Source organism: Cupriavidus sp. H39 (assembly GCF_050271075.1).
GTDB lineage: Bacteria > Pseudomonadota > Gammaproteobacteria > Burkholderiales > Burkholderiaceae > Cupriavidus > Cupriavidus necator_B.
In genome coordinates this window covers 3,282,511-3,304,061 of record NZ_CP189848.1, presented here as the reverse complement: position 1 = coordinate 3,304,061, position 21,551 = coordinate 3,282,511, and the positions used below count along the sequence as shown (strand labels likewise).

The following is a 21,551-nucleotide window of genomic DNA, read 5'->3' as shown; positions in this document are numbered from 1 at the left end:
AATAGCGATAGCCCTGGGCGGGTGCATTGCGGAAGATGGCTCCATAACGATGAGAGGAGACACGCAATGCGGCGCAGACAATTTCTTCTGGCGGCAGCGGCCGGGCTGGCGGTGCCTAGTCTGGCGCGCGCGGCTAATTTGGCGGGGCCGGTTCGCATCGTGGTGGGCTTCGCGCCCGGCGGCGGCACGGACGTGCTGGCGCGCGTGATCGGGCAGAAGCTGGGCGTCATGTGGAACACCAGCGTGCTGGTGGAGAACAAGCCGGGCGCGACCGGCGCCATCGCCGCGGCCTATGTGGCCAAGCAGCCGCCGGACGGCACCACGCTGCTGATGGCGCATGTCAACAGCCATGCGATCGCGCCGGCGCTGCTGGACGTCAAGTACGACCCGCGCGCGGACTTTACGCCGATCTCGATGGTCGGGGTCACGCCCAATATGCTGACCTGCCGTCCGGAACAGAAGGTGCGCACGGTTTCGGACATCGTGGCGCTGTGCCGCAAGAACCCGGGCAAGATTTCGTTCGGCTCGTCGGGGATCGGCTCGGCGCAGCACCTGGCACTGGAGCTGTTCCGGATGCAGGCGAAGATCGACGTGGTGCACGTGCCGTACAAGGGCTCGGGGCCGCTGGTGGCGGACCTGCTCGGCGGCCAGATCGACTATGCGTTCGACACCATGACCGCGGCCACGCCGTTTATCCAGCAGGGCAAGGTGATCGCGATCGCGCAGACGCGCCTGAAGCGCGCGGCCAGCCATCCGGGCGTGCCGACGCTGGCGGAGTCGGGCTTCCCGGGCCTGGACGCGGCGTCGTGGTACGGGCTGGTGGGCCCGAAGGGGATGCCGCCGGCGCTGGCGCAGCGCATGAACGAAGACGTCAACCGCGTGCTGGCCATGCCGGACGTGGCCGAGCGGCTGAAGAGCTTTGGCGCCGAGGACTCGGGCGGATCGAACCAGCAGTTCGCCGCCTACATCACCGCGGAATCGATCAAATGGGCCAAGGTGATCAAGGACGCCGGCGTAAAGGCTGAGAGCTGATGGCCGAGCGCCGACGCACCGATGCGCGCAGTACGAACCAATTTCCCAGGACGCAACCGATGACTGATTTCCGCGACTCCGGCGCCCAAGCGGCACAGACCAACGCCACGCCCCTGCCGCTGGCCGGCGTGCGCGTGCTCGACGTCAGCCAGGTCATGGCCGGCCCTTACGCCTGCATGCTGCTGGCCGACCTTGGCGCCGACGTGATCAAGATCGAGCCGCCGGACGGCGGCGACCAGACGCGCGGCTCGATGGGGTTCAAGATGAAGGGGCCAGACAGCATGGGCTTCCTGAACATGAACCGCAACAAGCGCAGCGTCACGCTGGACCTGAAGACCGAATCCGGCCGCGCCGTGCTGTATCGGCTGGCCGAAACGGCGGACATCCTGGTCGAGAACTACCGCCCCGGCGTGATGAAGCGGCTGGGCATCGACTACGAGACGCTTAGCCGGATCAACCCGAAGCTGGTCTACTGCAGCATCTCGGGCTTCGGCCAGAGCGGGCCGTGGGCCACGCGGCCCGGATTCGACCTGATGGCGCAGGCGATGTCGGGCGTGATGAGCGTCACGGGCTACCCGGGCGGCGCGCCGGTGAAAGCCGGTGTGCCGGTGGCCGATATCGGCTGCGCGCTGTTTGCCACCTACGGCATGCTGTCCGCCTATATCGGCGCGAAGGAGACCGGCAAGGGGCAGTATGTCGATGCGTCGCTGTTCGATTCGGCGCTGGCATTCTCGGTGTGGGACACCTGCGAATATTGGGGCACCGGGCGCGAGCCTGAGCCCCTCGGTACCGCCAACCGCATGAGCGCGCCGTACCAGGCGATGAAGGCAGCGGATGGCTACTTCGTGATGGGAGCGACCAATCAGAAGCTGTGGCAGCTGCTGTGCAATACGCTGGACCGGCCCGACCTGCTCGCGAACGAGCGCTTTGCCACGGTCGCGCTGCGCCTGGCCAACCGGCAGGCACTGATCGGCGCGCTGGAGGAGAGCTTCGTCAAGCAGAGCGCCGACCACTGGATCGAGCAGCTGCTTGAAGTCGGCATTCCGGCCGGGCCGATCCTGACCTACCCGCAGGCGTTCGATAGCGATCACGGCAAGCACCGCCAGATGCGCATCGAGATCGATCATCCGATCGAAGGCAAGGTGCCCAATATCGGCTTCGCGGTGAAGATGGGCGGCACGCCGCAGCAGGTACGGCGACCGCCACCGCTGCTGGGCCAGCACACCGGAGAGATTCTCGCCGAGCTGGGCCTGTCGCAGGACGAACAGCAGTCGCTGGCGGCAGCCGGCGCGTTCGGCGCATGAGCGCCCCGCAGCAGGCACCCGTCGAAGGCCGGGTCACGTTGGCACGGCAGGGCTCTATCGCGACGCTTACCTTCGACCGCCCGGCCGCGCGCAATGCGATGACGTGGGCGATGTACGGGCAGCTTGCTGAGCATTGTCGCGCTCTCGCCACGGAAGGCACGGCCGGCGCGCGCGTAGTGGTGCTGCGCGGCGCGGGCGGCGAGGCCTTTGTCGCCGGCACCGACATCGCGCAGTTCCGGCAGTTCTCGGGCGGCGATGACGGGGTCGCGTATGAAGCGCGTATCGATGAAGGCATCGCGCTGGTCGAGCAGTTGCCGATGCCTACCGTGGCGGTCGTCGAAGGCTGGGCGGTGGGCGGTGGACTGGCCATCGCCACCGCGTGCGACTTCCGGCTGGCAACGCCCAAGGCCCGCTTCGGCGTGCCGATCGCGAAGACGCTGGGCAACACGCTTTCCGCGCAGAACCTGGCCAAGCTGCGCGCGGCGTGGGGGCTGCAACCGGTACGACGCATGCTGTTGCTCGCGCAGATTCTCGATGCCGATGCGGCGCTGGCCTGCGGTTTTCTTGAAGGCGTGCATGCGCCCGAGGCGCTGGAAGCGGAAGTCGCCGGGCTGTGCGAACGGCTCGGCGCACTGGCGCCGGTGACGCAGGCGGTCATCAAGGAATCGTTGCGCCGCCAGACCGTGGCGGCGGTGGCCGATACCGACGATCTCGTGCGGCAGTGTTATGGCAGCGACGACTTCCGGGAGGGGGTGGAAGCGTTCGTTGGCAAGCGCCCGCCGGTGTGGAAGGGGCGGTGAATTTTTGATCAGCCCGACGCCCTGAACGGTGGTGTGGGGCCCGTTCACTGGCTGGCGTGCTTCGGTCGCTGTTGCCCATGGGTCAAGCCAGCGACTTCACCGGCACCGAATAGACCACCCGCACGAACTTGGGCGCCGGCTGCCGGTCCACCACGACGCCGCCCATCGCTTCCGCAATCCGGCGGCTCTTCCAGTTCTGCTCAGCGGCCGGATATACAAAGCGCGCTGGCCGCAATGCGGCCGTTGCCCATCCTGCCACGGCAAGCACCGCTTCCTTGCCATAGCCGTGGCCATGGGCGTCTTCGCGGATCCAGATGCCGAACTCCGGTGCCGGCGTGTCGGCATGATGCAGCCCGGCCAGGCCAAGGAAACGACCGTCGCTGGTCCGGCGGACGGTGAAAACAAAATCAGTTCCGTCTTCCATGGCCGGCAGCCATGCCTGCCATACCTCACGAAACGCCTCGGGCGACGGGGCGGGGTCCCAATCCATGTAGCGGGCGAGCGTGGGGGTGATGCAGGGCCAGGCCTCAGCTGCGTCGTGTCCGCAGAAGGGTGACAGGGTCAGGCGCTCGGAGTAGATCGGCAGGGCGGACACAGGCATGGGGTAGGCTGGGTCGGTCGCTCGGGTGCGAACCGGTTACCACCAGTGTACGCCTGCTGGTCCCACCCACTTGCGGTATCCGGCGCGGCCACGCGATCCCGTGCCCCCGCACTCAGCGCACCACCACGGACAAGGTCGTACCGGGCGGCACCGTGACGGCTTCTGCGTACGTGCCGCTCACGGGGCGCCGCGCGGCAGGAAAGCTGCCCAACTTTGACGGGGCCGGGCCCCGATACTCTCCTCAACTTACCGATCTCCCTGCCGATAAGAGCCATGCCATACCAGCGCTTGCGCTGGGGTGTCCCCATGCCCATCGGAAATCCGTAATGAAGATCGCAGTCAAACTCCCGCTCGCTTTCGCGGCGGCGCTTATCGTCATGTTCGCCGGCGCGCTGTACGGCCTGAGTACCTTGAACCGCTCGATCGACGACTACAACCATGTCGTGCTCGAACGGGTCGAGGAAGAACGGCTGGTTACGGCGATGCTCGTGGATTTCAAGGAGCAGATCCAGGAGTGGAAGAACACGATCCTGCGCGGCAGCGACACGGCGCGGCTGGACACGCACTGGGCCGCCTTTGCCGCGCGCGAGTCGGCGATCCGCGCACGTGGCGCGGCGCTGGCTGGGCGCCTGCCCGATGGCAAATCGAAAGCGCTGGTGGCGCAGTTCACCAGCGCGCATGCCACGATGGGCGAGGGCTACCGGCGCGGCCTCGAGGCCTTCAAGGCGGCGCAGTTCGATCCGGCCGCGGGTGACCGCGTCGTGGCCGGTGTCGACCGCGAGCCGGCGCGCCTGCTGCAGGAGGCCGCGCGACTGATCGCGGCGGACGCCGCGGCTGTGTCCGCGCAGACCGCCGCGACCGCCAGCCACGCCGCGATGCTGAGCTATGCGCTGATGCTCGCCGCGTTCGCCTGCGGGCTGGCCGGCGCGATGGTGTTCAGCCGCGCGCTGACGCGACCGCTGTCCCGTGCGCTGAATGTGGCGCAGACGGTGGCCAGGGGAAATCTGTCGACGCCGATCGATACGCGCGGCAAGGATGAGATCGCCGCACTGATGCAGGCGCTGCACGACATGCAGCACAGCCTGTCCGATGTCGTCGGCCTGGTGCGGCGCAATGCCGAAGGCGTGGCGGCGGCCAATGCGCAGATCGCGAACGGCAACTTTGACCTGTCGGCACGCACGGAGCAGCAGGCGGCTTCGCTGGAACAGACCGCCGCGAGCATGGATGAGCTGACGCTGACCGTGCGCGCCAACGCCGAGAATATTGAACAGGTTTCCCGGCAGACGGCGCTGGCCCGCGATATCGCGGGGCGCAGTGTCGATGTGATGGGGCATGTCGTCACCACCATGCAGGAGATCGCCGAGCGCTCCGCCAAGGTGGGCGATATCGTCGGCGTGATCGAAGGCATCGCGTTCCAGACCAACCTGCTGGCGCTGAACGCCGCCGTCGAGGCGGCGCGCGCCGGCGAGCAGGGGCGTGGCTTTGCCGTGGTCGCCAACGAGGTGCGCACGCTCGCGCAGCGCAGCGCGGTGGCGTCGCGCGAAATCAAGGCGTTGATCGAGGTGGCGGTCGAGCGCGTCGCGGCCGGGCACGCGTTGGTCGGCAACGCCGGCGGCACGATCGAAGAGATGACGGCGGCCATGGCGCAGGTTTCGCGCTTCGTGAACGAGATCGCCGCGGCGTCCGGCGAGCAGCGCCATGGCATCGAGCAGGTGAACCAGGCGGTCGGCCAGCTCGACGAGGTCACGCAGCAGAACGCCGCGCTGGTCGAGCAGGCTTCGGCGGCGACGCAGTCGATGGCGGAGCAGGCGCGGGCGCTGCGCGAGGCGGTGGCGGTGTTCCGGCTGAGTGGGGCGGCGGCGGTGGCGTGAGTCGGAGTGGTCGACGACAGCGTCTGCCGCGCCTGGTTGGCGATTCCGTACCTGCCAGCAGGCCGTGCTTACAGAGTCGTCCTAACGCCACGAACGGCGCATAGCCGGACAATTCTCCCCTTGCATCGCAGATAGCTTGTGTTCGTGGTTGTCACTTGACAACCTTGGACCATGCTTCTAGCCTTGGAGAAATCGATGGCCCGTGCCCAACACCCCAAGAAGGAAATCGAAGGTGCGCTAGCCCACGCCGAGTCTCGCGGCTGGCGTGTCGAGGCGGCGAAAGGCAGGGGCCATGCCTGGGGACGGATCTACTGTTCGCACAATGACAGCGCATGCCGTGCTGGGGAATTCTGTGTCATCAGCATCTATTGCACACCCATGAGCCCATCCAACCACGCCACCCGAATCCGTCGGATCGTGGACAACTGCTTGCATCGGTACGAAGTCGTGGTGCCAATCGAGCTGACGGAGAAACCACCGCCATGGAATACGCGTTCACCCTGAGATACCAGTTGCCGGCGGATGACAGCGATCCCGACACGCTGGTCGAACGCCTCTATGAAGCCGGATGCGACGATGCGACCGTGGGTATGGGCGTGGTCGGCCGGATTGCGCTGGCGTTCGACCGCGAGGCGGAATCAGCGGCCGACGCCATCGTCAGCGCGCTCACCGATGCTAGGCGCGCCATGCCGTCCGCCACGCTGATCGAAGCGGCACCGGACCTGGTTGGCCTGACGGACATTGCGGATACGGTCGGCATGTCGCGCCAGAACATGCGCAAGCTGATGCTCGGCCATCCGGCTTCCTTTCCCGCTCCGGTGCACGAAGGCGCCAGTGCCCTCTGGCATTTGTGGGAGGTGCTGTTGTGGATGAACGCGAAGGGTTACGACATCGAACCGTCGCTGATGGACGTCGCTGCGGCCGCGATGCAGGTCAATCTGGCCAAGAGTGCCGGATACATCGTCCCGGCAATGGAGCGCCGTGTCCGCAAGCTGGTTGCCTGAGGCGGCACGCCGGGCGACGAAAAAGACGATTAATCCCCGGCCGGGCCTCAGTCCAGCCGGAACACACCGACCTCCCGGTTCAAGCCTTCCGTCTGCGCCCGCTGTGCCCGCGCGGCTTCAGCCGCGCCCGCCACCAGTTCGGCGTTCTCCTCGAATGCCGCCTGGATCTCGGCCACGCGTTGCGCCATGCCCTCGATGCCGCTGCGATGTTCCGCCGGCGCCCCGCCGGTGCGGGATAGCCGGCATCTGCAAGCAGACGCCGGCGCTGCCATGCCTCACTCCAGGCGGATATTGTTTTCCTTGATCACGTTGCCCCAGTACGCCTGGTCGGCCCGGGTCGTCGCCGCGAAGGCAGCCGGCTGCGTGGTCTTGACGATCAGCCCCAGGTCGCCCAGGCGCTGGCGGATGTCGGGCGCGGTCATCACGGTTTCTACGTCGGCCGCGATCTTGTCGACGATGGCCTGCGGCGTGCCGGCCGTGGCGAACAGGCCCAGCCAGGCCGGGCCGTCCAGCCCCTTGAAGCCGAGTTCCTGGAAGGTGGGGACGTCGGGCAGCATCGGCGCGCGGGTGTTGCCGGTCATGGCCAGTGGCTGCAGCTTGCCGGTGCGCGCGTGCTGGCGCACCGTCATCGGCGACAGCGTGCCCAGCGAGATCTGGCCGCCGATCAGGTCGGTGGCGATCGGGGCCTCGCCTTTATACGGCACGTGGACCAGTTGCGCGCCGGCATTCTTCAGGAAGACCTGCATGTAGAGATGGGCGCCGGTGCCGATGCCGTAGGTGCCATAGGAGTACTTGTCCGGCTGGGACCGGGCCAGGCTCACCATTTGCGGTAGCGTGCGCGGCATCGCGCTGCTGGCGGTCAGCACCAGGCTGGAGGTGCACAGCTGGCCGATGGCGGTCAGGTCGCGCAGCGGGTCGAACGGCGGCTTGGCCACCATGTAGGGCGTCTGTACCAGGCTGGGCAGGGCCAGCAGCAGCGTGTAGCCGTCCGGCTGCGCCTTGGCGACCACGTCGGCGCCAATCATGCCGCCGACGCCGGGCCGGTTCTCGACGATCACCGGGCGCTGCCACAGCTTGCCCAGCGGGTCGCCCAGCGCGCGCGCCAGCACGTCGGTGGCGCCGCCGGGCGGGTAGGGCACCACCAGCCGCACGGGGCGCGCCGGCCAGGCCTGCTGGGCCCAGGCGCGGCCGATGCCGAGGGTTGAAGCGGTGGCGGCCAGGGATCCGGCTCCCAGCCATTGCAGTGCCTTGCGGCGGTCGGCTTGCATGGTGTTTCCTCCAGTCGTTGACATCGTGTCGGCTTGCGGCTCCGCGGCGTCGATGCGCCGGTGGCCATGGCAAAGCGCAGCGTACGAGGCCGCCATGCGCCGTGGCATCGGCGGGATGGACGAAAACGGTGGGGAGTACTTACCCGGATGAAGGCGGCGGTGCAATCGGGGCACGGGCGGCGCCGGCGCATCGCTTATGATGGCGCCCGCTGCCGGCGCCTTGTGGCGCGTGCGGCGTTTGATCCATTTCTTCTTGCCCGACCGATCATGGCCCGCCTCAAACTCGACCTGCCCGCCGACCAGCTTTGCTACGCCACGCACCTGACCGTGCGCGTGACCGACATCAACTCGGCCAACCACCTTGCCAACGATTCGATGATCTCGATGATCTCCGAGGCGCGGGCGCGGTTCCTGTTTGAATTCGGCGGCGCGGACGTGCGCGAGGAAGGGGTGGGCATCATCGTCACCGACCTGGCCACGATGTACCGCAACGAGGCCCATGCACGCGACCAGCTGCTGTTCGAAGTGGGCGTGATGGACTTCAACAAGTACGGCGGCGATATCATCTTCCGCATCACGCGGCCGGCCGATGGCGCGCTGATCGCGATGGCCAAGTCGGGCTTCGTCTTTTTCGACTACGTGGCGAAGCGGGTAGTGGCGATGCCGGCGGGATTCGCCGGGCGCTTCCCGAAGGTGAACTGGGTGGAATAGCCGCCGGCGAGGCGCTGCCCGGTGGCAGCGCCTCCGAGAGGGTCGGGGTCAGGCCTTGCGCTCGCCGCCGAGCGCCTCGGTCAGGTCGGCCAGCAGGCCGGACAGCTCGCCCGCCATCATGGTGAAGTCCGAGTCGAAGCGCTCGTCTTCATCGTGCGCGGTGCCGTCGGCCTGTTCCTTGATCACGTCGAGCGGCGCCAGCTTCTTGACCACCAGCCCGTCGGTGAGCACGAACGAGACGCGGTCGTTCCAGGTCATCGCCAGGCGCGTGCAGCGCTTGCCGGCGGCGATATGGCGGCGCAGGTCTTCCGGGTCGAGCGGGTGGCGCACATAGCGGACCGTGGCCTTGCTTTCGGCGCCGGACTGCAGCTCGATTTCCTGGTCGACGGTGAAGCCGCCGGGGGCCGCATCGCCGGCCAGCCATTCGGTCATGGCCGCCACCGGCGACTGGTTGACGTGCAGGTTGATCAGCGGCAGCGGGTCGAGCGCCTTGAACAGCATGCCGCGCACTTCATCGGCCTTGGCCGCGGCGGCGGCGTCGATGGCAAGCCAGCCATGGTCCGGGTTGATCCACACGCGCGTGTCGCGGCGGATGCTGAAGGCACGCGGCAGCAGCTCTTCGGTGACCTGCTCCTTCAGTTCCTTCAGTTGCTTGCGGCCCGGCTTGTAGCCTTGCTGCTCTTCGATCTCGGCAGCCCGGGCGCGCGTGACCTGGTTGACCACGGTGGTCGGCAGCAGCTTCTTTTCGGTGCGCAGCGTCAGCAGCATCTGGCGGCCGACGGTATGGACCAGCTGGCCGTTGTCACGGGGCGAGGCCCAGCCTTGCGTCTGCATTTCGAGGCTGGTACCGGGAAAGAAGGCGTGCTTCGCCAGGCTGGCTTCGACCTCGTCGGCGCTAGGCGACCACGGGGCGGCGAAACGATGGACCTGCAGATTCTTGAACCACATGGGAATTCGGCCAAAGGGACGAATTCTATCCGCTCGCGGACCACGGCCGCGAAAAATGCAGGGCGCCGCGCGGCACAACGGCCCCGCGGCGGACCACGGCAAGCCCGCCGTTACAGGTCGAGCTTGCTGATCTTGCTGCCCTCGAAGCTCAGGCCCGCCATCAGGCCGGCATTGGTCATGACGAAGCCGACGATGGGCTGCTGGGCGGTATTGGTATCGAGCACGCCGTTTGCGCCAACGGTGGCCACTGCCACGGTGGCATCGACGCCCGCGGTCCAGCCGCTGCTGCGCACAAACTTGTCGTAGGCTTCCTGCGTCATGAACATCAGGATGACGGCCTTGGACTGCGCACCGATCTGCCAGCCCACCGAGCCCGCAATCAGGCGGTAATAGCCGCGCGTGGCGCCGCCCGAGCGCAAGGCGCCGTCGCCATACTCGCCACCGACGATAAAGCCGGCCGAGAGGGTCTTCGGGAACACCAGGATGCCGCGCGCGCGGTTGCCCAGCTCGCGCGAGCCGTTGACCGTGCTGTACAGGCGCGACAGCGTGGCGTCCGCGCCAGAGTCCAGCTCGCGCCGGCGTGCCGCCTTGTCGCTGGGCGCGCCGGGCTTGGTGGTGGTGCAGGCGCCCATGGCCAGGCTGCCGAGGGCCAGACCCGCGCTGGCCGAAAGGAAGGTTCGACGTTTCATGTCGTCTCCTTGGTGTTGTTGTCGTCTTTGAAGCATAGGCGCCGAAATCACCCCGGCAAATGATTCAGGCCAAGGAGTCGTTTCCATTTGTGACGAAGGTGGTACGGGATGGCCGTTCGCGGCAAAAATAATGGGCCTTGCGCCCGGTACGTCCCATAGCCAACTCCCATGTGACGCCGCTGCGCCCTGTGACCGCCTCGATTCGCCATGAAAAAACTTCTCACCGCCCTGCCACTGGCCTCGCTGGCCCTGCTGGCCGCCTGCGCTTCCCAGCCCCCGGGTCCGTCCAACGATGTCAGCGCGAGCGCGTCCGCGGCCGCCGATCCCGCCAGTGGCTGGCAGGCGCTGCGCGCCAAGTACATGGACTGCACGCAGAAGAGGGCGAACGACAACTTGTCGGCCAAGGGCCAGTCGAAGGACGTGGCCGACCTGGCGCTATCCGCGTGCCAGCCTGAACTGGAAGCGATGCACGATGCGTTCCGCGGCTATCTGGAGGCGCAGATGTCGTCATCGCACGGCAAGAGCAGCGCGCGCCAGGCGGCGGCGCGCGTAACCACCGACACCCGCGACAAGGCGCGCAGCTACCTGGTGCGCTACGTCGAGCGCGAGCGCTACCTGGCCGGCCAGAACTGACGGCGGGCCGGCCGCGCTTCAGAGCATTTCCAGCGGCCCGGGGCCGTCGGGCGGCGGAAAGATGCGGTCGAACTCGGCCAGCTGGGCCGGCGACAGCGTCTTGGACAGCGCGCCCAGGTTCTCCTGCAGGCGCTCGCGCCGGCTGGTCTTGGGGATGGCGATGACGCCGTCCTGCGCCAGCAGCCACGCCAGCGCCGCCTGTGCGGCGGTCATGCCGTGGTCGCGGGCGAAGCGCTTTAGCCCGGGGTTGCCCAGCAGCCGTGCCTGCTCGATGGGCGAATAGGCCATCACCGGCACGCCGCGCTGGCGCAGCCATGGCAACAGGTCCCATTCAATGCCGCGCCGGCCCAGGTTGTACAACAGCTGGTTGGCAGCCAAGCGGCTGCCGCCGGGCGCGTCCCACAACTCCTGCATATCGGACAGGTCCAGGTTGCTGACGCCCCAGTGGCGGATCTTGCCGTCGCGCTGCAACGCCTCCATGGCCTGCACGGTCTCTTCCAGCGGCACGCCGCCGCGCCAGTGCAGCAGATACAGGTCGATGCGGTCGGTGTGCAGCCGCTTCAGGCTGCGCTCACACGCCTGCACGGTGCCGCGCCGGCTGGCATTGAAGGGGTAGACCTTGCTGACCAGGAAGGCCTGGTCGCGCCGGCCGGCGATGGCCTCGCCGATCATGGCCTCGGACTGGCCTTCGCCGTACATCTCGGCGGTATCGATCAGGCGCAGGCCCAGGTCCAGCCCCAGGCGCAGCGTGGCGATCTCTTCGGCGCGCGCGGCGGCCGACTCGCCCATATTCCATGTGCCCATGCCGAGCGCCGGGACGCGCTCGCCGTCGGGCAGGGTGACTTGCTTCATCGGTGGCTTCCAGTTTGGCCGGGTCGGGCGCCCGGCGGCACCCAACCACACTAGTTAACAACACCGGCAATGTACAACCCGCGCGGGCCGGCAACGCTTCAAACCAGTCCGGTCAGAAAATACACGGAGATGACAAAGAACACCGCGGCGGTCTTGATCAGCGTGACCGCGAAGATATCGCGGTAGGACTCGCGGTGCGTCAGGCCGGTGACTGCCAGCAGCGTGATCACGGCGCCGTTGTGCGGCAGGGTGTCCATGCCGCCGCTGGCCATCGACACCACCCGGTGCAGCACCTCCAACGGAATCTGCATGGCCTGCGCGCCCGCGATAAAGGTCTGCGACATCGCCGCCAGCGCAATGCTCATGCCGCCCGAGGCCGAGCCGGTGATGCCGGCCAGCGTGCTGACCGAGACCGCGGCATTGACCAGCGGATTGGGGATGGCGCGCAGCGCATCGCTGACCACCAGAAAGCCGGGCAGTGCGGCGATGACGCCGCCAAAGCCGTATTCCGACGCGGTGTTCATCGAGGCCAGCAGTGCGCCGCCGACCGCGCCCTTGGTGCCCTCGGCAAAGCGCTCGCGCAGGGCGCCGAAGGCGGTCACCAGCACCACGGCGATGCCCAGCAGCAGCGCGCCTTCCACCGCCCAGATCGCGGTGACACTGGCGATCTTGGTTTCCACCGGGTTGGCCAGCCCGGGCAGCGCCACGCTGCTGGATGCGCCGTACCACAGCGGAATCATCCGCGTCAGCCAGAAGTTGGCCACGCCCACCACCACCAGCGGCAGCAGCGCCAGCAGCGGATGCGGCAGCTTGCCGGCCTGGCTGCGTTCGGGCTCGTTGCGCAGGTTGGTGCCGTAGCCCTCGCCGCGCGCGGCCGCGGCACGGCGGCGCCATTCCAGGTAGCTCAGGCCCACCACCAGGATAAACAGCGACCCCGCCACGCCCAGCACCGGCGCGGCCCACGAGGTGGTATTGAAGAAGTTGGTGGGGATGATGTTCTGGATCTGCGGAGTGCCCGGCAGCGAATCCATGGTGAACGAGAACGCGCCCAGCGCGATGGCGCCCGGCATCAGCCGCTTGGGGATGTTGCTCTGGCGATACAGCTCGGCGGCAAACGGGTAGACCGCGAACACCACCACGAACAGCGACACGCCGCCATAGGTCAGCAGCGCGCACACCGCGACGATCACCGCGTTGGCGCGCGACCGCCCGATATAGCGGATCGCCGCGGCGACGATGGACTCGGAAAAGCCCGACAACTCGACCACCTTGCCGAACACCGCGCCTAATAAGAACACGGGGAAATACAGCTTCACGAAGCCGACCATCTTCTCCATGAAGATGCCGGTGAAGACCGGCGCCACCGCCGACGGGTCGGTCAGCAGCACCGCCGCCAGCGCGGCGATCGGCGCGAACAGGATCACGCTGTAGCCGCGGTACGCGGCGAACATCAGAAAGGCAAGGGCTGCCAGTACGATCAGGAACGACATCGGATCTCCTTCAGGGTTGCCTTCTCCTGAGGTGCGGTCCGTTGCCGCGCGGGGGCCGGCGCTTGTGGCGCGTTGTCTCTTTCTGTGCGTCAGGAAAAGGGATCAGCCGGCGACTGTGCCACAGCTTGGCTCGCGGCGAAACCTCGGGGCTCGCCGCGGCCGCAGCGGTGGCGGCCGCCGGCATGAAGGAGAAGGCCAGCTTTACCCATGCTGATGGCGATACTCCTGCGTGCGCCCGCCGTAGCCATACGCCGCGGCACGGGCGTCGATCACGTGGACGTATGAGACCGGATGCAGGTTGCCGAGCAGGCCCGACATGGTCTCGAACACGGCCGCGATGAACTGCGCCTTCTCCGCCTTGGTGTTGGTTTCATCGGTCACGCTGATATCGAGGTGGAAGGCGTTGCGGCCCTGCTCGGACAGCGGCGCGTCGGCGATGATCCAGCTGTCGTGCGGGATGTACTGGACCGTGACGGCAATCACGTCGCGCTGCTTGCCGAGCGCGCGCTCGGTCAGGTCGGCAATCGCCCTGGCGCTGCGGCGGGTAAGGTCGGCATCGGCTTGGCCGGACAGGTGCAGGACGATGTGGGGCATGGCGGGCTCCTTGGGTTTGGGCGGGTTGGTGAAGCCATGGTAGGGCGTGGTGTAGTATCGGAAAAGCGGGAATAACCGATACATTCCATCGACTATTCCGAAACCAATTCGCCCTGCCGGAGGCTTGCCATGCGTGGATTCGACACCGACCAGTTGCGCACCTTTGTGACGGTAGCCGACAGCGGCAGCCTCTCTGCCGCGGCGCCCAGGCTGTTCCTGTCGCAGTCATCGGTCAGCGAGCAACTGCGCAAGCTGGAGGAGCGCGCCGGCGTGCCGCTGCTGACCCGCGGCCGCCACGGCGCGCAGCCGACCCCGGCCGGGCAGCGGCTGCTGGCGCACGCGCGGCGCATCCTGGCGCTGAACGAACTGGCCTTGCAGGAGTTGCGTGGCCATGCGCTGGAAGGCGAACTGCGCCTGGCGGTGACCGACTATTTCCGCCCGGGCGAGATCGCCGGGATGCTGCGGCGCCTGCGCGAGCGCTATCCCTATCTGCGCCTGCACGTGACGGTGATGAAGAGCGCGGCCATCGATGCCGCCGCGGAGCACGACGCCTTTGATATCGGCCTCAGCATGCGGCTGCCGGGTACGCGCGGGACGGCCGCGCGCGGCACCGTGCTGCGGCGCGAGCCGCTCGCCTGGGTGGCGGCGCCGGCGGAGGCCGACAGCCTGTCGGCGACCCTGCCATTGGTGCTGCTGCCGGATACCTGCTCGCTGCACCAGTACGTGGTACAGCGGCTGTTGCGCAAGCGGGTGCCGTTCGAGATCGCGCACTCCGCGTCTGGCGTGGCGGGGCTGCATCTGGCGCTGGCGGCGGGGCTGGGCATGTCGTGCCTGAACGCGTCGGCGATCGGGCCCGGCGTGGCGCCGCTCGACGCCGCCACCGTCGCCCGGCTGGGCCTGCCGCGGCTGCCCGAGGCGGAGTTCTTCCTGCTGCCGGGCCGGCGTGGGGAGTCGGCATTCATTGCCGAGGCGCGCGATGCGCTTGCCGTGCAACTGGCCTGAGCGCGATCCGCGCGAGTCGAACAAAGATCACAAATCGGGCCTTGTTATCCGCTGCAGTTGTGGTGAAAGCAACATATGTGAATTGGGAATGGGAATAATTCGCAATCTCGTTGACCATGACGAGTCCGTAATCGATAATGCGCCCGATTATTGAAAGTTATTACAGTCGATTACAGGCCATGAGAATAAAACTTCACCCGATATGTGCCGCGGTGGCGGGGAGCTTCGTTTTTCAACCCACGCTGGTATGGGCACAGGCCACACCGGCGGCTTCGGCGCAGCTGCCGGAAGTCACCGTCAAGGCTGACGTCAGCCGCGAGCTGGGCGAGGGCTACAACCCGCCCAATGCGGTCAGCGCCACCAAAACCGAAGCGCCGCTGCGCGACGTCCCGCAGACCGTCAACGTGGTGACCGCCGAGGTCATGCGCGACCAGCACGCCACCTCGATGCAGGATGCGCTCAAGAACGTGCCGGGCGTGTCGTTCTCCACCGGCGATGGCCAGCGCGACCAGGTGTCGATCCGCGGCTTCACCGCCATCGCCGACCAGTTCGTCGACGGCATCCGCGACGACGCGCTGTACTTTCGCGATCTGTCCAATGTCGACCGCGTCGAGGTCATCAAGGGACCGGCGGCCGTGCTGTACGGGCGCGGTTCGTCGGGCGGCCTGATCAACCGCGTCACCAAGAAGCCGGGCATCGACGTCACCGATTTCGCGCTGAGTTATGGCATGTGGGCCGACCGCCGCGCCGAAGCCGACGTGGGCCGCGTGTTCGCCGACGGCGCCGCGGCGTTCCGCATCACGGGCGCGGTGGAGAAGGCCAACAGCTACCGCTCGCAGCAGTTCCTCGACCGCAAGGCGATCGCGCCGTCGCTGGAGCTGCGCGTGGCGCCCGAGACCACCGTGCTGTTCCAGGCTGACTACCTGGAAGACCGCCGCGTGACCGACTTCGGCATCCCGGCTTACCAGGGGCGGCCCGTGGACGTGCCGGCGTCGCGCTACTACGGCGCGGCCAACGCGCGCGATGCGGACTACTCGCAGTCGCGCGTGTTCTCCGGCACCGCCACGATCAACCATCGCTTCAATGAGAACTGGTCGATCCGCAATGCGACGCGGTATTACCACTATTCGCTGGATCGGAACAACACGCTGACCTCCGCGGTCAACGAAGCGGCGCGCACCCTCACCATGAACCACGGCAATGTCCGCCGCGAAGAACATGGCTGGTTCAACCAGACCGACCTGATCCAGAAGGCGACGATTTTCGGCACCAAGCACGAGATCCTGTACGGCATGGAGATCGGCCAGCAGAACAAGGACCAGATCAACAACACCAAGCCGGTGCCGGGCAGCTTCGACCTGTTCAACCCGGTGCTGCCGGTGCTGCCGCGCCAGGCGCCGGGCAACCCGACCACCTCGAACCTGGGCATCTTCGATACGCTCGCGTTCTACACCCAGGACATGATCACCTTCAGCGAGCAGTGGAAGGCGCTGGTGGGCGTGCGCTACGACAACTTCCAGCAGGAGACCCGCAACCGCATCGCCGGCCAGCGCGACCTGTCGCGCAGCGACTCCGCCTGGAGCCCGCGTGCCGGCCTGGTGTGGCAGCCGACCAAGGCGCAGTCGTACTACGTGTCGTGGAGCAAGTCGTTCCAGCCGTCGGGCGAGGCGTTTGCCCTGGCGGCGAACAATGCGGACCTGTCGCCGGAGACCACCAACAATACCGAGGTGGGCGCCAAGTACGACTGGCTCAACGGCAAGGCCAGCACGACGATCTCCGTGTTCCGCCTGGAGCGCAGCAATATCAAGGTCGCCAACGCCACCAACACGGCGTTGCTGCCCATCGGCGAGCAGCGCACCGATGGCGTGGAGCTTTCGGGCGCGGCCGAGCTCGGCAGCGGCTGGCGCATGCTGGCCGGCTACGCCTACCTTGACGCCACCATCACCAAGTCCACCGCCGCGCTGCAGGGCAAGCGCGCCACCATCACGCCGCGCCACTCCGGCAACGTCTGGGTCACCAAGGACCTGGGCCACGGCTTCGGTGTCGGTGTCGGCGCCAACCTGGTGGGCGCGCGCTATGCCGACCCGCAGAACACCGTGACCCTGCCCGGCTACGTCACCGCCGATGCGATGGCCTGGTATCGCCGCGGCGCCTTCGAAGCCCAGCTGAACCTGTACAACCTGTTCGACAAGGGCTACATCGTCTCGGCGCACGGGACCAACCCCAACCTCAACATGCCGGGCGCGCCGCGCAGCGTCATGGCGACCCTGCGCTACCGCATGTAAAGCGCAGCATCGTGGACAAAAAAACCGGGCGGTGATGAACCGCCCGGTTTTTTTTCGCCTGGCGTTTCTCCTTCAAGCCGGCATGCCACGGCATGCCCCGGAGAAACCCTGAGTCCCGGCAGCGATCAGTGCTCGCGCTCCCAGGTCTGGGTGCGCCCGATCAGGCTGATGCCGATGAAGCCGCGCACGCTGAGCTTGTTGCCATCCTCGGCCAGCGACATCTTGCTCTTGTAGACCTTGCCGTTCTCCGGATCCAGGATCTCGCCGCCGCTCCACTCGTTGTCGCCGGTCTTGCGCAGGCCGGACAGGATGGTCATGCCGATGATCGGCTGGTCCTTGCGTGCGTCGGTGCACTTGTCGCAGACCCGCGGCTTGCCGTCGCTGTCGACGAAGCTCTTGAGCAGGCGTCCGCTGTAGACGCCGTTCTTCTCGGTGATCTCGACCAGCCCGCGCGGCTTGCCGGTGTTGTCGTCGATGGTCTTCCACGTGCCGCTGGGCGTGGCCTGCGCCATCGCCGCGGCGCTGCCGAGCAGGGTGGCGGCAAGCACCGCGGCGCGCACGGTGGAAGCAAGGGGGGAAGGGCTGCGCATGATGTCTCCTTTGAGGTCCGTAGCCACGCCAATCTACTGGCGCAGCCGCCGCGCCGCAATCCGCCGCCGACCGGCGCGGGTCTGTCGGCGGCCCCTGCCTGCTGCCCGCCAGGCCGCACGGAGCGGGCGTTTGCGGGTTTTTGTGGCGCAGCAAAACGCGCCTGCGCGAAGCCGTTGAAGCAATCCTCTAAGCGGACGTACGACGCGCCAGGCGGCACCTTGCCGCATGCTTCGAGAGCGCGCGAACGCATCCGCAGAGCACAGCGCGCGCGCTCCGGATTCGAACGGCAAGCGCTCGCGCCAAGCATGCACGACGAGACTTCGTCGCAGCGACTGCCGGAGTGTTGCCGCGATGCTTCGCTGTCGTCGCGGCTTGGCTCGATCGCAACGCTTCAATGCCTCCGCGATGCCCTTGCTATGTTGCGTCGATGCAAACCGTTGCGTGCACGCATCACTCTCGCGCACGTTCGGCGATGGTGTCGCGCAGCGATCGACGCCGGCGTCGTCGAGCACTGGCCTCGGCGCGGTGTGCGCGTGCCGGGTCGAGTGTGTAAAGCATGCAGAGCGCGCACCGGTGTTCACGTCGCGCGCGTGTCGAAGCACGCCGCCGCACGGCGTGAGTGGTGTCGCCCGCGTTTCGGTGCATCGCCCGCAAAGCCTTTGTCCATGCGGCTTTTCGGAAAGCGCGATGACGCGCGGCAGAGCGTTTCGCGGTGGTCGCGCGCACGCTGCGCGGCGTGTCATCGATACGTGCGGCGGTGTGTAAAAGCTGCGGCGCGAGCCATCAGCGAAGGGGTATCGCACAGCGTGCGCGAGCATGCGAGGTAGGCGTCCGCACTGGCATGCGCGCGACGCGTTTGGATGTCGTCGGCAACGTCTTCGTGACGACGCGCGTGAGAACTAGTTGGAGCGATACATGCAGGCAAGTTTTTTTGCACTTTTTTCTTAACATCATGGTGCAAACGAATTATGATTCGCCTTGACAAGAGTCTCACTTCATTGCAGCGAAGCAGGAAGCAAGATGAACCGAACCAGCGCGATGCGCGCTTCGATGCAATGACGAAGGTAGTAGCTGAGGAGCACGAGAACTTTGACGCAGACCAGGCCCGACCGGCTTCTTAAAACGCGTGCAGTCTCCCTTGGTCCATTAACGGGTTGGACCCGCTACCACCGAATGAATGCCGCCTGCCGTGCGCGAGGCCAAGCCCGCACCGCAGGCCAGCTGTCCGATATCTCCTCATTTCTGGCCGCGCGCCGGCTCAACGGGCGGTGCGGGCTGATCGAATATTCCAGGGCGCGGCATGTGCCCGAGACCCGCTTGCGGGCTCGCGCCGGCCGCCAAGTCACCGCCATGGGCGGTGCGCCTGCAACCGAATTCATTAGCGTGCAGCAGTGGTCGGGCCGCACGCCGATGAATCGCTCGCTCGACTGGGGCCGCGCTGCTGTGGCGCGCCTCGGGTCGGTCGGGTCGCCAACTTAGGTCATTCGATATTCACTCTCTAGTGAAGGAGTTATCCATGGCAACTGCTGCAAAGAAAAAGCCGGCGGCTAAGAAGGCCGCCAAGCCGGCCGCCAAGAAGGCTGCTGTGAAGAAGGTCGCCGCCAAGAAGGCTGCACCGGCCGCCAAGAAGGCAGCCGCCAAGAAGGCAGCCGCCAAGAAGGCACCGGCCAAGAAGGCCGCGGTGAAGAAGGTCGCCGCCAAGAAGGCCGCACCGGCCAAGAAGGCAGCCGCCAAGAAGGCACCGGCCAAGAAGGCCGCAGTGAAGAAGGTCGCCGCCAAGAAGGCCGCACCGGCCAAGAAGGCTGCTGCCAAGAAGGCACCGGCCAAGAAGGCCGCGGTGAAGAAGGTTGCCGCCAAGAAGGCAGCACCGGCCAAGAAGGCTGCTGCCAAGAAGGCGCCCGCCAAGAAGGCTGCTGCCAAGAAGGCTGCACCGGCCAAGAAGGCTGCTGCGAAGAAGCCGGCCGCCAAGAAGGCTGCTGCCAAGAAGCCGGCTGCCAAGAAGGCTGCCGCCAAGCCTGCCGCGGCCCCTGCCGCTGCTCCCGCTTCGGCTGCCAAGACCGCGCTGAACCCGGCTGCTGCCTGGCCGTTCCCGACGGGCAACCGTCCGTAAGCTGCGCCGCCACGGCGTGGGACTTACCCGTTCCGCAAGGAACCACGACGGCACGCAAGTCGTGCCCATATGACCGGATACCGCGTATCCGGTCCGCAAGACACCTGGTCTTGCCAACCCGCCGATGGCAACCGCCCGGCGGGTTTTTTCATGGGCGCGCGGGCCGGGTCGCCCGCTCGGCCAAAGAAAAAGCGCCGCACCCTTGCGGGTGCGGCGCCTGGGGCTGCGCCTTGGGTGACTGGCCGTCAGTGCGTGACGCGGGTCACGCCGCCCGAGGACAGCAGCCGCACCCGTTCGCCGGGGCGGAAGGCTTCGTCGGCCTCCTGCGTGATCGCGCGCATCTCGCCGTTGTCCAGGCGCACGGTGATCTCCAGCGCGCGGCGCTGGTTGATCTTGTTCTCCGCCGCGCTGCCGGCGATTCCGCCCAGCACCGCGCCGAGGATGCCGGCCGCCACCGCGCCGTTGCCGCCGCCGATGGTGCTGCCGGCCGCGATGCCGCCAATGGCGCCACCAGCAAGCGTGCCGGCGCCGCTCTGGTAGCCCTGGATGGTGACCTCGCGGATGCCTTCGACCACGCCGTAGCGCACGGTCTGCTCGCGCTGTGCCTGGCCGGTGCCGTAGACGCTGTTGGAATTGGATTGCGTGGCGCAGCCGGCCGCCAGCGTGGCAACCAGGGTGGCCCCAAGGACGGCAATCGCGCCGCCGCGTAGCTTGTGGTTCATGTCAGTTCCCGAAAATCGCCACGCGCGGCCGCAACTCAGGCGTAGCGGTACCCGAATGCAGACTGGAACCGGCTGCCGATTTCCTCGCGCGACAACCAGTGGTTCTGCGGACCCTGCTGCGCGATCTTGACCGAGCCCATCAGCGATGCCAGGCGGCCAGTCGTTTCCCAGTCTAATCCGTTTTCAATGCCGAACAGCAGGCCGCCGCGGAAGGCGTCGCCACAGCCGGTCGGGTCGACGATGCGCTCGGCCGCAACGGCCGGGATCGCGTACTGGCGGCCATCGGCAAAGATGCTGGCGCCGCGTTCGCCGTGCGTGACGACGAAGGCACGGACCTTCGCGGCAACCTCGGCGCTGGTCCACGCGGTGCGGGACAGCAGGACCTGCGCCTCGTAGTCATTGACTGTCACGTAACTGGCGAGTTCAACGAACTCCCGCAGGTCGTCGCCGTTGAACAGCGGCATGGCCTGGCCCAGGTCGAAGATGAACGGCACGCCGGCTTCGGCGAACTGGCGCGCGTGGTGCAGCATCCCTTCGCGGCTGTCGGGCGCGACGATGCCCAGGCTCGGCGCAGCCGCGCCGCCCAGCGCGTCCTTGACATGGTTCAGCTGCGACTGGCTCATTGCGCCAGGGTGGAAGGCGGTGATCTGGTTGTTGTCCAGGTCAGTGGTGATCATGGCCTGCGCCGTGAAGGTCTCCGGCAGCACGCGGATGTGGCCGGTGGGGATCTCCAGCTTGCGCAGGTATTCCAGGTAGGGCTCGGCGTCTATGCCGACGGTGGCCATCACCACCGGATCGCCGCCCAGCATCTTCAGCGTGTAGGCGATGTTGCCGGCGCAGCCGCCGAACTCGCGGCGCATGCCGGGCACCAGGAACGAGACGTTCAGCATGTGGATCTGGTCCGGCAGGATGTGTTCGCGGAAGCGTCCGTCGAACGTCATGATGGTGTCGTAGGCGACGGAGCCGCAGATCAGGCTGGCCATGCTCTCTCCAGGTGTCGGGTTGGTTTGGTGGATAGAAGCCCTTGCGGGCGCAAGCAGTCAT

Annotated in this window: 22 protein-coding genes; 10 read left to right on the top strand and 12 right to left on the bottom strand. The window is 67.1% G+C overall.

Translation table 11 applies throughout. The annotated features are described in order from the left end of the window. Positions 1–66 precede the first annotated feature (66 nt). The 3 genes from ACOCMH_RS30690 to ACOCMH_RS30680 are packed head-to-tail and all read left to right on the top strand — an operon-like array spanning position 67 to position 3,136. The gene (locus ACOCMH_RS30690) at positions 67–1,032 is read left to right on the top strand and encodes a Bug family tripartite tricarboxylate transporter substrate binding protein (protein ID WP_427311337.1); all 966 of its coding nucleotides are present in this window, start codon (positions 67–69) and stop codon (positions 1,030–1,032) included. 59 nt (positions 1,033–1,091) lie between these two features. Next, the gene (locus ACOCMH_RS30685; protein WP_427311336.1) at positions 1,092–2,336 is read left to right on the top strand and encodes a CaiB/BaiF CoA transferase family protein; all 1,245 of its coding nucleotides are present in this window, start codon (positions 1,092–1,094) and stop codon (positions 2,334–2,336) included. Further along, a complete protein-coding gene (locus ACOCMH_RS30680; RefSeq protein WP_427311334.1) occupies positions 2,333–3,136 on the top strand; it encodes an enoyl-CoA hydratase/isomerase family protein in 804 nt (267 codons plus the stop codon). Before ACOCMH_RS30685 ends, ACOCMH_RS30680 begins: the two co-directional genes overlap by 4 nt. A gap of 82 nt (positions 3,137–3,218) precedes the next feature. Here ACOCMH_RS30680 and ACOCMH_RS30675 read toward each other — a convergent pair whose 3' ends face one another. Next, entirely contained in the window at positions 3,219–3,737 is a 519-nt protein-coding gene (locus ACOCMH_RS30675; RefSeq protein ID WP_427311332.1) for a GNAT family N-acetyltransferase, read from the bottom strand. Positions 3,738–3,849: 112 nt separating this feature from the next. Further along, entirely contained in the window at positions 3,850–3,948 is a 99-nt protein-coding gene (locus tag ACOCMH_RS30670) for a M30 family zinc metallopeptidase (RefSeq protein ID WP_427311330.1), read from the bottom strand. Positions 3,949–4,063: 115 nt separating this feature from the next. On the opposite strand from ACOCMH_RS30670, the gene ACOCMH_RS30665 reads away from it, so the two are divergent. After that, positions 4,064–5,608 (top strand): methyl-accepting chemotaxis protein, encoded by a 1,545-nt coding sequence (locus ACOCMH_RS30665; protein WP_427311328.1) that lies wholly within the window; start codon positions 4,064–4,066, stop codon positions 5,606–5,608. A 482-nt stretch (positions 5,609–6,090) separates the two neighbouring features. Continuing rightward, positions 6,091–6,612, top strand: coding sequence for a DNA-binding protein (locus ACOCMH_RS30660; protein ID WP_427311327.1), 522 nt, complete (start codon positions 6,091–6,093; stop codon positions 6,610–6,612). A gap of 47 nt (positions 6,613–6,659) precedes the next feature. On the opposite strand, the gene ACOCMH_RS30655 is transcribed toward ACOCMH_RS30660, so the two are convergent. After that, positions 6,660–6,884 carry a hypothetical protein gene (locus tag ACOCMH_RS30655; RefSeq protein ID WP_427311325.1) on the bottom strand — a complete coding sequence of 75 codons (225 nt, stop codon included), beginning with the start codon at positions 6,882–6,884 and terminating at the stop codon, positions 6,660–6,662. A gap of 3 nt (positions 6,885–6,887) precedes the next feature. Then, a complete protein-coding gene (locus ACOCMH_RS30650; RefSeq protein WP_427311323.1) occupies positions 6,888–7,880 on the bottom strand; it encodes a Bug family tripartite tricarboxylate transporter substrate binding protein in 993 nt (330 codons plus the stop codon). A 267-nt stretch (positions 7,881–8,147) separates the two neighbouring features. On the opposite strand from ACOCMH_RS30650, the gene ACOCMH_RS30645 reads away from it, so the two are divergent. Then, positions 8,148–8,591 (top strand): thioesterase family protein, encoded by a 444-nt coding sequence (locus tag ACOCMH_RS30645; protein ID WP_427311321.1) that lies wholly within the window; start codon positions 8,148–8,150, stop codon positions 8,589–8,591. A gap of 48 nt (positions 8,592–8,639) precedes the next feature. On the opposite strand, the gene ACOCMH_RS30640 is transcribed toward ACOCMH_RS30645, so the two are convergent. Further along, positions 8,640–9,539 carry a recombination-associated protein RdgC gene (locus tag ACOCMH_RS30640; RefSeq protein ID WP_427311319.1) on the bottom strand — a complete coding sequence of 300 codons (900 nt, stop codon included), beginning with the start codon at positions 9,537–9,539 and terminating at the stop codon, positions 8,640–8,642. A 110-nt stretch (positions 9,540–9,649) separates the two neighbouring features. Next, positions 9,650–10,228, bottom strand: coding sequence for a BPSL1445 family SYLF domain-containing lipoprotein (locus ACOCMH_RS30635; protein WP_427311317.1), 579 nt, complete (start codon positions 10,226–10,228; stop codon positions 9,650–9,652). Between the two features lie 207 nt (positions 10,229–10,435). Between ACOCMH_RS30635 and ACOCMH_RS30630 the strand changes: the two genes are divergently transcribed. Continuing rightward, the gene (locus ACOCMH_RS30630; RefSeq protein WP_427311315.1) at positions 10,436–10,861 is read left to right on the top strand and encodes a hypothetical protein; all 426 of its coding nucleotides are present in this window, start codon (positions 10,436–10,438) and stop codon (positions 10,859–10,861) included. A gap of 18 nt (positions 10,862–10,879) precedes the next feature. On the opposite strand, the gene ACOCMH_RS30625 is transcribed toward ACOCMH_RS30630, so the two are convergent. The 3 genes from ACOCMH_RS30625 to ACOCMH_RS30615 all read right to left on the bottom strand — a co-directional run bounded on the left by ACOCMH_RS30625 (position 10,880) and on the right by ACOCMH_RS30615 (position 13,797). Then, entirely contained in the window at positions 10,880–11,713 is an 834-nt protein-coding gene (locus ACOCMH_RS30625; protein ID WP_427311313.1) for an aldo/keto reductase, read from the bottom strand. Between the two features lie 98 nt (positions 11,714–11,811). Continuing rightward, a complete protein-coding gene (locus ACOCMH_RS30620) occupies positions 11,812–13,203 on the bottom strand; it encodes a GntP family permease (protein WP_427311311.1) in 1,392 nt (463 codons plus the stop codon). Positions 13,204–13,404: 201 nt separating this feature from the next. After that, entirely contained in the window at positions 13,405–13,797 is a 393-nt protein-coding gene (locus ACOCMH_RS30615; protein WP_427311309.1) for a tautomerase family protein, read from the bottom strand. A gap of 129 nt (positions 13,798–13,926) precedes the next feature. Here ACOCMH_RS30615 and ACOCMH_RS30610 point away from each other — a divergent pair, with 129 nt between their 5' ends. Continuing rightward, on the top strand, positions 13,927–14,799 hold the full coding sequence (locus ACOCMH_RS30610) for a LysR family transcriptional regulator (RefSeq protein ID WP_427311307.1): 873 nt from the start codon (positions 13,927–13,929) through the stop codon (positions 14,797–14,799). Between the two features lie 179 nt (positions 14,800–14,978). Further along, positions 14,979–17,084, top strand: a complete 2,106-nt coding sequence (locus tag ACOCMH_RS30605; protein ID WP_427311305.1) for a TonB-dependent receptor — start codon at positions 14,979–14,981, stop codon at positions 17,082–17,084. Positions 17,085–17,209: 125 nt separating this feature from the next. Here the strand turns inward: ACOCMH_RS30605 and ACOCMH_RS30600 are convergent, their stop codons facing one another. Then, positions 17,210–17,674: a DUF2147 domain-containing protein gene (locus ACOCMH_RS30600; protein WP_427311304.1), complete on the bottom strand. Its 465-nt coding sequence runs from the start codon at positions 17,672–17,674 to the stop codon at positions 17,210–17,212. 1,517 nt (positions 17,675–19,191) lie between these two features. Between ACOCMH_RS30600 and ACOCMH_RS30595 the strand changes: the two genes are divergently transcribed. Then, positions 19,192–19,785 carry a histone H1-like DNA-binding protein gene (locus tag ACOCMH_RS30595; protein WP_427311302.1) on the top strand — a complete coding sequence of 198 codons (594 nt, stop codon included), beginning with the start codon at positions 19,192–19,194 and terminating at the stop codon, positions 19,783–19,785. Positions 19,786–20,030: 245 nt separating this feature from the next. Here ACOCMH_RS30595 and ACOCMH_RS30590 read toward each other — a convergent pair whose 3' ends face one another. Continuing rightward, positions 20,031–20,507: a hypothetical protein gene (locus tag ACOCMH_RS30590; RefSeq protein ID WP_427311300.1), complete on the bottom strand. Its 477-nt coding sequence runs from the start codon at positions 20,505–20,507 to the stop codon at positions 20,031–20,033. A 35-nt stretch (positions 20,508–20,542) separates the two neighbouring features. After that, positions 20,543–21,490 (bottom strand): carbohydrate kinase family protein, encoded by a 948-nt coding sequence (locus tag ACOCMH_RS30585; RefSeq protein WP_427311299.1) that lies wholly within the window; start codon positions 21,488–21,490, stop codon positions 20,543–20,545. Between the last annotated feature and the right edge of the window lie 61 nt (positions 21,491–21,551).